Raw genomic sequence first — 12,712 nt, 5'->3', positions numbered from 1 at the left:
ATCCCCGTCGATTGCGCAGCAATCGTCAGCAAGCCAATTCCCGCAAGGACCGTGGAGACGGATGAATATGAGCGACTTCAACACCCTCGAACTGCTGACCGACCCTCGAGGCTTTGCCACGCTGTGGCTCAGCCGTGAAGAAAAGAACAACGCTTTCAACGCCCAGATGATCCGCGAACTGATCCTCGCCCTGGACAAGGTATCCAGCGATACCAACCTGCGTTTCCTGCTGGTGCGTGGCCGCGGCAAACACTTCAGCGCGGGTGCCGATCTGGCCTGGATGCAGCAATCGGCCGAGCTCGATTACGCAACCAACCTCGACGACGCCCGAGAGCTGGCGGAGCTGATGTACAACCTCGCCAAGCTGAAAATCCCGACCCTGGCCGTGGTGCAAGGCGCGGCGTTTGGTGGCGCCCTGGGCTTGATCAGTTGCTGTGACATGGCCATCGGCACCGATGACGCGCAGTTCTGCCTGTCGGAAGTGCGTATCGGCCTGGCACCGGCAGTGATCAGTCCGTTCGTGGTGCAAGCCATCGGCGAGCGCGCCGCGCGACGCTATGCCTTGACGGCCGAGCGTTTCGGCGGGCAACGGGCACGGGAGATCGGCCTGTTGTCGGAGAGTTACCCGGCAGCCGAGTTGGAACAGAAAATCGAACAGTGGATCGACAACCTGCTGCTCAACAGCCCGGCCGCCATGCGCGCCAGCAAGGACTTGCTGCGTGAAGTCGGCGACGGCACGCTGACCCCGTCCCTGCGTCGCTACACCGAGAACGCCATCGCCCGCATCCGCGTCAGTCCCGAAGGCCAGGAAGGCCTGCGCGCCTTTCTGCAAAAACGTCCGCCGAGCTGGCAAGCCGCAACCACCACCAAGGAGCCGCGTTGATGAGCGCACCTGTCCTCACTACCCTGCTGGTGGCCAACCGCGGCGAAATCGCCTGCCGGGTGATGCGCACCGCCAAGGCCCTGGGCCTGACCACCGTGGCCATACACAGCGCCACCGACCGCGATGCCCGGCACAGCCGTGAAGCCGATATCCGTGTCGACCTCGGCGGTAGCAAGGCCGCCGACAGTTACCTGCAAATCGACAAGCTGATCGCTGCCGCCAAGGCCAGCGGTGCCCAGGCGATCCATCCCGGTTACGGTTTCCTGTCCGAGAATGCCGGTTTCGCCCGCGCCATCGAAGCCGCAGGCCTGATCTTCCTCGGTCCGCCCGCCTCGGCCATCGACGCCATGGGCAGCAAATCCGCAGCCAAGGCCTTGATGGAAACCGCCGGCGTGCCGTTGGTACCGGGCTATCACGGTGAAGCCCAGGACCTCGAGACCTTCCGCGATGCCTGCGAACGCATCGGCTACCCCGTACTGCTCAAGGCCACCGCGGGTGGCGGCGGCAAGGGCATGAAAGTCGTCGAGGACGTCAGCCAGCTGGCCGAAGCCCTGGCCTCGGCGCAGCGTGAGGCACAATCGTCGTTCGGCGATTCGCGGATGCTGGTGGAGAAGTACCTGCTCAAACCCCGTCACGTGGAGATCCAGGTGTTCGCCGATCAACACGGCAACTGCCTGTACCTCAACGAACGCGACTGCTCGATTCAGCGTCGGCACCAGAAAGTCGTCGAAGAAGCGCCGGCGCCTGGCCTGAGCCCTGAACTGCGCCGCGCCATGGGCGAAGCGGCCGTGCGCTCAGCGCAGGCCATCGGTTACGTCGGTGCGGGCACCGTGGAATTCCTGCTGGATGCGCGCGGCGAGTTCTTCTTCATGGAGATGAACACGCGTCTGCAGGTCGAACACCCGGTGACCGAAGCCATCACCGGCCTCGACCTGGTGGCTTGGCAGATCCGTGTGGCCCGCGGCGAAGCCTTGCCAATGACCCAGGATCAGGTGCCGCTGATCGGGCACGCGATTGAAGTCCGCTTGTATGCCGAAGATCCGGGCAACGACTTCTTGCCCGCTACCGGCCGCCTGGAACTGTATCGCGAATCCGCGCCGGGCGCGGGTCGCCGGGTGGACAGCGGCGTTGAAGAAGGCGATGAAATTTCACCGTTCTACGACCCGATGCTCGGCAAGCTGATTGCCTGGGGCGAGGACCGTGAACAGGCGCGCTTGCGCCTGCTGAGCATGCTCGATGAATTCGCCATTGGCGGGCTCAAGACCAACATCAATTTCCTGCGGCGAATCATCGGCCACCCGGCGTTTGCCCAGGCCGAACTCGATACCGGGTTCATTGCGCGTTACCAGGAACAGCTGCTGCCACAGCCTGCGGCACTCAGCGACGAGTTCTGGCAAGCCGCCGCCCAGGCATTTGCGCAGAGCCTGCACAGCCCGTCGCGTAGCGATGACCCGAGCTCGCCATGGGCTATCGGCAACGGCCTGCGCGCCGGCTTGCCCGCGCAAATCACCCTGCACCTGAGTTGCGAGGGCCAGGACCGCGCGTTGACGCTGGGCAACCCCCAGCCCCACAGCGCACGACTCACAGGCGAGCACTTGTTGACCGAGCACGAAGGCGTGCGCCGCCAGCACCGGGCGATCCGCCGTGGCGACTTTGTCTACCTGCAATGGGAAGGCGAACTGCGCCGCATCGAGACCTACGACCCGATCACCGCCGTCGAAGCCAGTCACGCCCATCACGGCGGACTCACCGCCCCCATGAACGGCAGCATCGTGCGCGTGCTGGTGGAGGCCGGGCAAACGGTCGAGGCCGGGGCGCAACTGGTGGTGCTGGAGGCCATGAAGATGGAGCACAGCATCCGCGCACCCCACGCCGGTGTGATCAAGGCGCTGTATTGCCAGGAAGGCGAGATGGTCAGCGAAGGCAGTGCGCTGGTCGAACTGGAAGAAGCCTGACTAGAACTTCACGGTCGCCTGGACCACTACGCCGATGATTCGGCATTCTTCGGTGAAAAGGCTTTTCGGATAGGTCGGATTGAGCGGGACCAGGTAACGCTGCCCGCCCTCTTCGCTCAACTTGCGGAAAATCGCCTCGCTGCTGTTGGGCCATTGCGCGATCACCAGCTTGCCTGGCACCGCGTCCACGTCCGGGTCCACCAGGATCAACATGCCCTCGGCCACACTGGGGCCGCTGGGTGCGGTCATGGCATCGCCAACCACCGTCAGCCAGAACGCCGCGCCTCGGGCATGGTAGTCGGACAATTCGAAACGGTACGGCGCCCGCTCTCCATCGCGCACCTGCGCGGTGTCCCGCCAGTCACTGACCGGGTAGCGAAAGTACGGGTTGTACTTTTGCGTCAGGCAAACCTCGTCGTCCTGTTCGTGCGCAGGCTCGCGAATCACCAGCGCCACTTCGAGAAAATCCAGGCCCAGCGCCTGCAGGACACGATTCATGTCGTCGATGCCGGGCTGACGGCGTTTCGTCAACCAATGCCCGATGCCACCCTGGGACATCCCGAGGCGGTCGGCGAGTATTTCCTGAGTGATCTTGAGCTCACTCATCTTGGCCTTGACCAATTCTATCCATTTATCCATGTGCGGCACGATACGTGGCGGACCCCGCCCAACAAAACACAAAATGTAGTATTAACACTATTGTCACAAATACGTAACGTATTAGGATGGATTCACGGATCTGAATTTATCACGGAGCTCGCCTTGACCATGAATCCACCCAGCAACGACTTGCCCGACATGCAAATCGATACGTCCCTCAAAACACCCGAAGGTTCTGCCGCCGCACAGCGAGCGCTGGATTACTACTTGAAACCAGCTGTTGCAGAAGAAGTGGTGCCGGAGCATCTCTTTGACGTAAACCGTAACGTCAGCATCGAAGACGCCCTGGTGCATGCTTCGGGGCTGCTGCGTTGCGCCGCCGCCACCGCCTACGAGTCAGCCAGCCACCTGCACGGTTCGCATCGGGACCTGGCGCTCTCCACCGTGCATATGATCGACATGGCAAAGGCAATGGTGAACCGCTCCCTGGAGGGCGGCAAGAAAGGCTAAGTGGAAGGTGCTGGACAGAAGGACAAGAAAGAATTTTCCTGACGCGCGGACAAAATCGTTTGACTTGCAAACGAGAATGATTATTATTGCATCAGCTGGTCGCGAGATCAGTCGATGGGCCAGGTGACCTTAGGTCGGTCTCCTGGACTATCTCCTCATCAGGCTAATCACGGTTTTTGACCCGGCTTTTTGCCGGGTCTTTTTTTTGCCAGTTTTCTGGCTTATGGCTTCAGGCTAATGAAGTCTTGATGTGTCGCAAATTCGATGGCGCGGATCATATCAAAACAATGTTAGTTGGCAAGAGAAGCCTTATGTCATTGGGGCAATCTAATGGTAAATAGCACTTGAGAGTCAATCGCACAATCTCTAAGCTGCGACGGCGTCAAGGAGGACGCCCCCCCCGCCCCCACAGTTATCACCACGCCGGAAACCGAAACCGAGATGCTTCGTCGAACAGCATCGCCTTGAGTTTCATGGCAACCGGTGAAACGTTTTATCTGACTGCCAGCCCTCTACGCTTGCGTGTAAAGTAGCCGCCATAAAAATCTTAATCAGGAACCCTGACCGTGGCTAAAACTCTCGACATCAGTGCCAACTTCGACAGCGGCAACATCCAGGTCATCGATGTCAGCGACCCGCTCAAACCCCTGCTGGCCATCCGCCCTGATACCAAAAGCAACCATTTCCAATGGTTCCACTTCAAGGCCAGCGGCCTGCATGTCGGCCAGGACCATTGGTTTCGCCTGAACAATGCCAGCCAGTCCTCCTACAACAAGGCCTGGACCGGTTATCAAGCGGTGGCGTCTTACGACCACGTCAACTGGTTCCGTGTGCCGACCATTTTCGAGGGCGACTGCCTGCGTTTCAGCCTCGAAGCTGAACAGACCCACGCCTGGTTCGCCTACTTCGAACCCTACAGCCGAGGCCGCCACGACTGGCTGATAGAGCAAGCGCTGAGCAAGGCCGGCACCGAACTGCTGGCCACCGGCAAGAGTGTCGAAGGTCGCGACATCCAGCTGCTGCGCAAAGGTACCGGCGCCGAAGGCCAGCGCAAGGTGTGGATCATTGCCCAGCAACATCCCGGCGAACACATGGCAGAGTGGTTCATGGAGGGTGTGATCGAGCGCCTGGAAAAACACGACGACCCGGTGTTGAACAAATTGCTGGCCAGCGCCGATCTGTACCTGGTGCCGAACATGAACCCGGACGGTGCCTTCCACGGCCACCTGCGCACCAATGCAATGGGCCAGGACCTGAACCGCGCCTGGCAGAGCGCCAGCCCGGAGATCAGCCCGGAAGTCTTTTTCGTCCAGGAGCAGATGGAAAAGTACGGCGTCGACCTGTTCCTCGACGTCCATGGTGACGAGGAAATCCCTCACGTGTTCACCGCCGGCTGCGAAGGCAATCCAGGCTACACGCCGCGAATCGAAAAACTCGAAGAACACTTCCGCAGCCATCTGAAACACACCACCAAGGACTTCCAGACCAAGCACGGTTACACCCGTGATGAACCGGGCCAGGCGAACATGACCCTGGCGTGCAACAGTGTTGGTCAGAAGTACGACTGCCTGTCGCTGACCCTGGAAATGCCGTTCAAGGATCATGATGATCATCCGAACCCTTTGACCGGCTGGTCGGGCAAGCGGTCGAAGCAGTTGGGCAAGGATGTGTTGACCACGGTGGCTGATATGGTCGGCTCGTTGCGCTGATTTATCCCGGATGGCTGCATGCCTGGTGTGCAGCCATCCGCCATAGTTTCAGCGGACACCACACAACATGTGGGAGCGAGCTTGCTCGCGATGACGGCGTGACATTCACCATCACCACTGACTGATACACCGCTATCGCGAGCAAGCTCGCTCCCACAGGTTTTGCGTTCTAATGGCGCACCACGATCGATGTGCCACACACCCCCGGTCACCCGCGGTCTTTACCCCGCAACATACTGTCCAGCACGTCATCGCGCCGCACCCATCCATGAAACAACGCCGCGGCCAGATGCAACAGCACGGTCAGGAACAGCAAATACGCCAGATACCCATGCGCCTTACGCAGAAACGCAAACACTTGCGCGTTCGCCGGCACGATCGAGGGCAATTGCAACGAGCTGCTAAGCATCACCGGTTCGCCCGACGCCGAAATCATCGTCCAGCCCAGCAACGGCAGAATCAGCATCAAGGCGTACAACAACACATGCGAAGCCTTGGCGGCCAGCGCTTGCCAACCGGGCAAGTCGGCCGGCAGTGGTGGCTGCCGAGTCGAAAAGCGCACAACAATGCGCACTATCACTAATAGCAGAATCGCAACACCCAAGGGCTTGTGCAGGTGAATCAGCCATTCATGACGCTCGGACACCGAGGCGACCATGCCCGCGCCGATAAACAGCATGGCGATGATCATCAGCGCCATCAGCCAGTGCAGCAGGCGTGCCAGGGGAGCGAAGTGGTTGGGTTGAGTGCTCATTGTTGGGCCTCCTTCGTGGTGGCGGGCAACTGGCTGACTTCGCTGGTGCGACGCAGGTAGGAATTAGCGTAACCGGCTGAGCGAGCGGCGAGCAACGGGTCGTCGGAACCTTCGATGCCGGCGGGCAATACCAGCGGGTCGTAGTTGATATCCCGGCACTCGCCATTGAGTTGCGGCTGAGTGCTTTCAAGGACCAAGGTGCCAGCGTTCAACACTTTGCGCCCCTCTGGCCAGGCCTTGCTGGCGTCGTTGACCGGGTCGTCGGGGTTGGCCAGGATGATGTTCAACTGCCAACGTAATGGCCCAGCAGCAATGCGCTGCACCAGGTCTTTTTCCAAAAAGTCGCCGCCCTCCGGTGCCGTGGCGCCCGGCGCGTCCTGAGCCACCGGCACCATGCTCCAGCGCACCGCTTGCCGTTGTCCTGCGGCGTTCACCAGGTAAAACGCGTTGACGCTGTTGTAGGTTTCAGTGACGTAGCTGGCAGAGGGTTTGGCCGTCTTGATCCAGGCCAGGAACGGTGCAGCTTCCGGATGCGAACCGAAGAACGCGGGCACGGCTGCGGGGTCGGGTTTACCGGTCGCCGGAACCGGCGACTGGGCTTGCTGCAATTGATAGAACGCCTCGGGCGTACCCACCGGGAACACTGGCATGCTGTTCATCCCGGTGCGCCATTGCTGGCCGTTGGCCTGGGTGAAACGCAGTGCCATGCTGCGGATCGGCACCGCGCTGTCCGGTGCATAAGGATTGCCCGCGGGCAAGGCAAAACGACCGACCACTGGCGTGCGTGCCTCATTGAACACCTGCGCGGTGGAATAGCTGCGCGCATCAAAGCTGCTCTCGAAATGGCCGATCACACACACGCCTTTGGAGTGATTGCGGCGAAATCCCGGATGCACGCCGTTGTTGGTTTCCAGCACATTGATCAGCTTTTTCGGGGTCAGGCGCTGTGGGTCAAAGGTGCCGTTGACGTAGGCAAACGCCCCAGCCACTGCGGCGACGACCACGGCAATGCCAGTCAGGCGCAGCATCAGGCTTGCGCCACTCAACGGTGGCCGGGTTGGCGGTGATGATCGATCTACCATGAAAGACTCCAGGGCCATCGGCCACAAGTGAGAAGAATCAAGCAGACGAACCGCACACCGGTTTATTCCCGGGTGCGGTGTTTATTTTTTCAAGCGTGGAATAACCTGCAATGCCGGGCGTCTTCCTAGTCCACAGCGTAGTGACTAGTCAGAACTTCATGAACGATATCGACGAACAGCTCAGAGAAATCATTCCCAGGTTGCGGCGATTTGCCGTGTCGTTGACGCGCAATCCCAGCAGCGCCGACGACCTGGTGCAGTCCTGCCTTGAGCGTGCGCTGTCGAGTTGGGGCGACAAGCGCGTCGATGGCGACTTGCGCGCCTGGTTGTTCTCGATTCTGTATCGACAGTTTCTCGATGCTCACCGCCGTACCCGACGCTATGCGCGAATGCTCGAATTCTTTACCGGGCGCGATGATGCGCAGCCTTCCGTGGAGCGTACCGTGATCGCTCAATCGACCCTCAACGCCTTCGATCAACTGCCCACCGAACAGCGCGCGCTGCTGCTGTGGGTGTCGGTGGAAGGCCTGAGTTACAAAGAGGTCGCCGAGATTCTCGACGTGCCCACCGGCACCGTGATGTCTCGCCTGTCCCGGGCCCGCCAGGCCCTGCGCCAACTCAGCGATGGCGAAATCAACCGCCCTTCCCTGCGGAGACTCAAATGATCAGCATGCCCCCCAGCGAGCGCGACCTGCACGCTTACGTCGACCATCAGCTCGGCGAGGACGACCGACGTCTGGTGGAGACCTTTCTGGCGAGCAACACACAGGTGGCCTCGCAGGTTCGCGGTTGGCAGCAGGACGCCCAGCACCTGCGCGCGGCCCTCGGCGCCGCCTTGCAGCAGCCGGCCAACCCCGACCTTGATCCGGTAGTCATTCGCCAACGCCTCAAGCGCCAGTCCCGTCGCCACCTGGCTAGCGCCGCGGTGTTGCTGATCGCGGTCAGCGTCGGCGGGTTCAGCGGCTGGCAGGCTCGGGAAATGACCCTCGCCAGCGCCCCGCTGCCGATGACCGACGCCTTGCAGGCCTATCGCCTGATTGCCCAGCAAGGCATCCTGCCGGCCGACTACAGGGACGGCGACGACGGTGACATGCAGGGCTGGCTCGACCGTTATTTCACCCAGGCCAATCGCCTGCCTGACTTGTCGGGCGCAGGATTCAAACCGGCCAGCGGGCGCTTGCTCAGCACTGAGCAAGGACCGGCGGCGATGGTGGTCTACGAAGATCAGGGCGGGCACAAGATCAGCTTCTATGTGCGACCGCCGGGGCCGAAAAACTTCCTGCTACCGAGGGGCAGCCGCAGTGATGGAGGCTTGCAGGCCGAGTACTGGTCGGGGGGCGGCTACAACTATGCGATGGTCAGCCCCGCCGACACACCGGCGGCGCAGATGCTCAGGCAAACCACCCAATTCTGACAACATCATCCCCTGTAGGAGCGAGCATGCTCGCGATGGATGTAAACGATGACGTGGGCTTTCTGAATGCCCGCGGTGTCCCGGCGTTTTTCGCGAGCATGCTCGCTCCTACAGAGGTACGCCGCCGGGTTCAAAAATCCCGCTTGTAAAAGATATCCAACGAACTGGCCACGCCACCGGCCGCTTCAAGGTAAACCTTTTTACTCAACTTGTAGCGCAAGGCAATGGTATTGGCCGGTTCGAACACACCGACGCCATAACGCAGGCTGAGCTTCTCGGAAAGATTGCCGCTGGCGACCACGCTGGTGGCGTTGCCACTGCCCTGGGTGTCGAGCTGGAAATCCTCGATGCCCAGGTTCTTCGCCAGGCCGCCGGCCACCCCGGAGCTGCCCATCAGGCCCAGACCGAGCGCGGCCTGGGCGAGCATGTTGTTGTCTTCACCGTTGGTACTCAGCGGACGCCCCAGCACCAGATAGGACAACGCCTGTTCCTGGCTCAGGGCCGGTTCCGAGAAAATTTGCGTGGTCGGTTGCTCAGCGCTGCCGCTCAGGCGGATTCCGGCGATCACATCGTCGGTCTGGCGGATCGCCTCGATGTCCAGGTACGGCTGGTCGATAGGACCTGCAAACAGCAACCGCGCCCGGCGCACCGAAAGCCGCTGGCCGTAGGCGCGATACCGGCCGTCGTTGAGCCATAGCTCGCCACGGGTGTCCATGTTGTCGCCGATGTGCACATGCCCCTGTACATTGGCGGTCAGGCCAAACCCGGCAAAGCTCAGTTTTTCTTCGCCGACCACCACATCGATGTCCATTTTCATCGCCAAGGGTGGTTTGCCCTCTTCAGTCTGCTGCCCGATGATCACCGTGTCATCGGACAGCTTGACCGTCGATGGCGGCAACTCTCGAATGGTGATGTCACCCTTGGGCACCCGCACTTTGCCGGCGATGGCCAGTTCATCACCCTTCATCGAGATTTTCAGGTCCGGGGCCACTTCGACCTTTGCGTACGGTTCGACGCTGACCGGCAACTGCGAGCCCTTGAGCGCCAGGTCGACCACCAGCGCCTGACCCCAGGCGATGTTGCCGTTCAGGCTACCCTGCCCGGTCTTGCCGCTTTTCCAGCCGCCGTTGAGCTGCACGGTTTCGCCGGCGATCACCGCCTGCATTTGCAACGCTTGAATCTCCATCGGCAACTCGGCGCCAGAAACCTCGCCGTCGCTGAGCAACAGATTGCCATTGACCTGCGGAGCCAGCAGGCCACCGGAAATCGTGCCGCTGCCATTCAAGCGGCCGGACAGTTTCTCGACCATGGGCACAAACGGCCGAGCCACCGACAAGTCCAGGCCATTCAAGCGGAACGTACCGGTCAGCGGTTTGTTCTTCGGCAACGGGTTGATTTGTGCCTGCACCATCAATTCCCCGAGCTTGCCGCCGACGAAATTCAGCTCGGTATCGATGCGCTTGGGCGTCAGCTGGCTGGTGAGTTTCAGGGTCTGATACGGGAAGTCCAGCCACTGATCTTTCTCGCGCACGCGCAATGTGCCGCCGCTGGCATCGATGCTGATCACGCCGTTCGGGCCGCTGGCCGGCACGTCAAGTTGCACGTCGGCGTTGAGCCGGCCTTGCCAGGCGAAATCCTTCGGCAGCCACTGTGCAAGGCTGTCGATGGGGAATTGCTTGAGGTGATAACGCAGCTTCGGCTCGGGCATCAGACGCTGGTCTTCACCGCACAAACTGGCCGGGCCAGACGCCCAGCAATGGGCGCCGAAATTGATTTTGCCATCCGCCAGCCGTGCAAGTGGAGCCGGACCCTGCAGTTTCCAGTCCTGGCCACCGGCCTGGATATCGCCGTTGGCCAGGCGTCCGCGCCAGTTGCCTTTGTCCAGCGCACCGTCGAGGCCGAGCGCGAGTTTGAGCTTGGGCCCTTGCAGGTCGAGGCTCAGTTTCTGGTTCTTGATGTCGCCCTGCCCGCTGGCGGTCAACGTGCCCAGCGAGGTATCGCCCGCCTGGATACCGCTGCCCTTGAGATCGATTTTCGCCCGCTGTGCGCTGTCGAGTGTCGCGTCCAAATTCAGGCTTTGCAGGCGATTGTCCTGGAAAGCCAATTGCGTGCCTTGCAGCCCGAGCTTGCCTTGCGGTGCCTTGAGCGTGCCGGCGACATCGATCCGGCCATTGATCTGGCCGCGCAATTGCGGCCAGAGCTGGGCCAGGCGCAGCAGCTTGATGTCGATCTGCCCGGTAAGTTTCTGTTGCAGGCTGCCCTTGCCGTTGATGCTGTTGTCGCCGAGGCGAATTTGCAGGGCGTTCAGATTCCATTGCTCGCCACTGCCATCGGCCTTGGCTTGCAGGACGGCCGGCTGGCCACGCAGCTTGCCCTTCAGATCGAGGTCGGCGCTCAGGCTGAGTGTTTCATTCTTCATCTCGCCTTTGCTGCGCAACGGTCCGGCCAGGGTGCCCGGCAGTTCCGCGACCCAGTACGCCGGGTCGATCGCGGAAAGATCCAGCGCGGTGTCCCAGGCGATGCCGTCGGCGAATTGCAGGTTCAGGTGCCCTTCGGCCTTGCCTTGCCCTGCGACGAGTTGGATCTGTTGCAGGTAGATTTTCGTCAGGTCGCCGGCGAACGGGCTGGTCAGGCTGAACGCCCCGGCCGGACCATCCAGCGCGGCGTCGAAGTGACCCAGGTATTTGCCGTCGGTGTAGGAGACGTCACCGTTGAAGCTGCGCAGGGCCACTTGGGGTTCGTCAATCAGCGGATAGAGACGATGCCACGGGAAGTCCAGCCAGGCGACTTTGGCATCAGCGCTCAGGCCCTTGCTCCAGTCCAGTTGTCCCGTGAGCTTGAGGCTTTGCTTGTCATTGGCGGTCAGGTCCAGCGCGGCGATCTGCGCGCCGTTGGCGTCGACCTTGCCTTGCAGCGCCAGCTCGACCGGGCCTTGTTCGGCAGGCAGCGTGGCCTTGCCGATCAACTGGTAACCGTTTTTCAGGTCACCGGCGCCAGTCAGTTCAAGCTGATTGAGTTGCAGGGTGTCCGGCAAATCGGCGCTGGGTTTGAAGCCGTCAGCGGTGATGCGCACCGTGGCCGGCAGGTTTTCCACCAACGGTTGCAGTTTGCCGCTCAGTTGCCCATTGAGATAGCCGCTGCTGTCGGCTTTCACGTTCAGGGTTTTCAGCAGGTCGCCGTCGACCTTCAGGGCCAGCGCCCAAGACTCGGTGCCGGGTGCGGGCAGGGTCAGTTTGCCTTCAGCCTTGAGCGGCCAGTTGCCGGTCGGTTGCAGCAAGCCAGACAGGTGCAGGCTCAGCTCATCGCGCTGCAATTGCACCGAGTCGACCTGCAAGCCGTTGACCGTCCAGTGCGCCGCCAGTTGCAAACCCTTGAGTTGTTCGCTGCCGTTGAACAGCAGTTTGCCGACCTGGATATCCCCCAGTTCGAGCGCCAAGGGTAGCTTCAAATCAGGAAGACTGATCGGCCCACTGCTCTGTTCTTGTTCGCCGGGCGGCAATTGCAGGCTGACCTGATCAGCCTTTAATTGCTCGATGCACAAAGTCATGCGCGTCAGGCACAGCGGCGACCAGGCGAAGATGACTTGATCGAGCTCGACCCGGCTGGCGTCTTGCTGCCACACCACATGGTCCGCGCTCCACTGTCCGCCCAGGCGACCCTGGAAATTGTCCAGGCTCAAACCCGGCACAAGCCCGAGCGCCCAGCGACTGCCCGTCGCCGTGCCCAGCACCGTGGTCAGTGTCAGGGCCACCAGCATCAACAGCGCCAGGAACGCCAGCAGCGTTACTTTTAAGCCACGCTTCAC

Annotated in this window: 10 protein-coding genes; 6 read left to right on the top strand and 4 right to left on the bottom strand. The window is 61.4% G+C overall.

Going from position 1 to position 12,712, the window contains the following annotated elements; all coding sequences use genetic code 11:
- Positions 1 to 67 precede the first annotated feature (67 nt).
- Positions 68 to 883 (top strand): gamma-carboxygeranoyl-CoA hydratase, encoded by an 816-nt coding sequence (locus tag ACA058_RS10260; protein ID WP_497638973.1) that lies wholly within the window; start codon positions 68 to 70, stop codon positions 881 to 883.
- Positions 883 to 2,838, top strand: a complete 1,956-nt coding sequence (locus ACA058_RS10255) for an acetyl/propionyl/methylcrotonyl-CoA carboxylase subunit alpha (protein WP_497638972.1) — start codon at positions 883 to 885, stop codon at positions 2,836 to 2,838. The genes ACA058_RS10260 and ACA058_RS10255 overlap by 1 nt, the downstream gene beginning before the upstream one ends.
- Here ACA058_RS10255 and ACA058_RS10250 read toward each other — a convergent pair whose 3' ends face one another.
- Positions 2,839 to 3,477: a LexA family protein gene (locus ACA058_RS10250; protein WP_497638971.1), complete on the bottom strand. Its 639-nt coding sequence runs from the start codon at positions 3,475 to 3,477 to the stop codon at positions 2,839 to 2,841.
- 129 nt (positions 3,478 to 3,606) lie between these two features.
- Here ACA058_RS10250 and ACA058_RS10245 point away from each other — a divergent pair, with 129 nt between their 5' ends.
- Complete coding sequence (locus ACA058_RS10245) at positions 3,607 to 3,948, top strand: DUF6124 family protein (protein WP_497638970.1); 342 nt, start codon at positions 3,607 to 3,609, stop codon at positions 3,946 to 3,948.
- Positions 3,949 to 4,508: 560 nt separating this feature from the next.
- Positions 4,509 to 5,657 carry a M14 family metallopeptidase gene (locus ACA058_RS10240; protein WP_497639905.1) on the top strand — a complete coding sequence of 383 codons (1,149 nt, stop codon included), beginning with the start codon at positions 4,509 to 4,511 and terminating at the stop codon, positions 5,655 to 5,657.
- Positions 5,658 to 5,865: 208 nt separating this feature from the next.
- On the opposite strand, the gene ACA058_RS10235 is transcribed toward ACA058_RS10240, so the two are convergent.
- Together ACA058_RS10235 and ACA058_RS10230 are read right to left on the bottom strand one after the other, a co-directional pair.
- On the bottom strand, positions 5,866 to 6,411 hold the full coding sequence (locus ACA058_RS10235; protein WP_497638969.1) for a cytochrome b: 546 nt from the start codon (positions 6,409 to 6,411) through the stop codon (positions 5,866 to 5,868).
- Complete coding sequence (locus tag ACA058_RS10230; protein WP_497638967.1) at positions 6,408 to 7,493, bottom strand: catalase family peroxidase; 1,086 nt, start codon at positions 7,491 to 7,493, stop codon at positions 6,408 to 6,410. The genes ACA058_RS10235 and ACA058_RS10230 overlap by 4 nt, the downstream gene beginning before the upstream one ends.
- 158 nt (positions 7,494 to 7,651) lie before the next feature.
- Here ACA058_RS10230 and ACA058_RS10225 point away from each other — a divergent pair, with 158 nt between their 5' ends.
- Both ACA058_RS10225 and ACA058_RS10220 read left to right on the top strand, forming a co-directional pair.
- Positions 7,652 to 8,158, top strand: coding sequence for a sigma-70 family RNA polymerase sigma factor (locus ACA058_RS10225; RefSeq protein WP_497638966.1), 507 nt, complete (start codon positions 7,652 to 7,654; stop codon positions 8,156 to 8,158).
- On the top strand, positions 8,155 to 8,907 hold the full coding sequence (locus ACA058_RS10220; protein ID WP_497638965.1) for an anti-sigma factor family protein: 753 nt from the start codon (positions 8,155 to 8,157) through the stop codon (positions 8,905 to 8,907). Before ACA058_RS10225 ends, ACA058_RS10220 begins: the two co-directional genes overlap by 4 nt.
- Before the next feature lie 130 nt (positions 8,908 to 9,037).
- Here the strand turns inward: ACA058_RS10220 and ACA058_RS10215 are convergent, their stop codons facing one another.
- Positions 9,038 to 12,712: a translocation/assembly module TamB domain-containing protein gene (locus tag ACA058_RS10215; protein WP_497638964.1), complete on the bottom strand. Its 3,675-nt coding sequence runs from the start codon at positions 12,710 to 12,712 to the stop codon at positions 9,038 to 9,040.

The sequence above is a fragment of the Pseudomonas sp. LBUM1649 genome (genome assembly GCF_059716155.1).
This window is presented reverse-complemented; position numbering and strand designations above follow the sequence as displayed.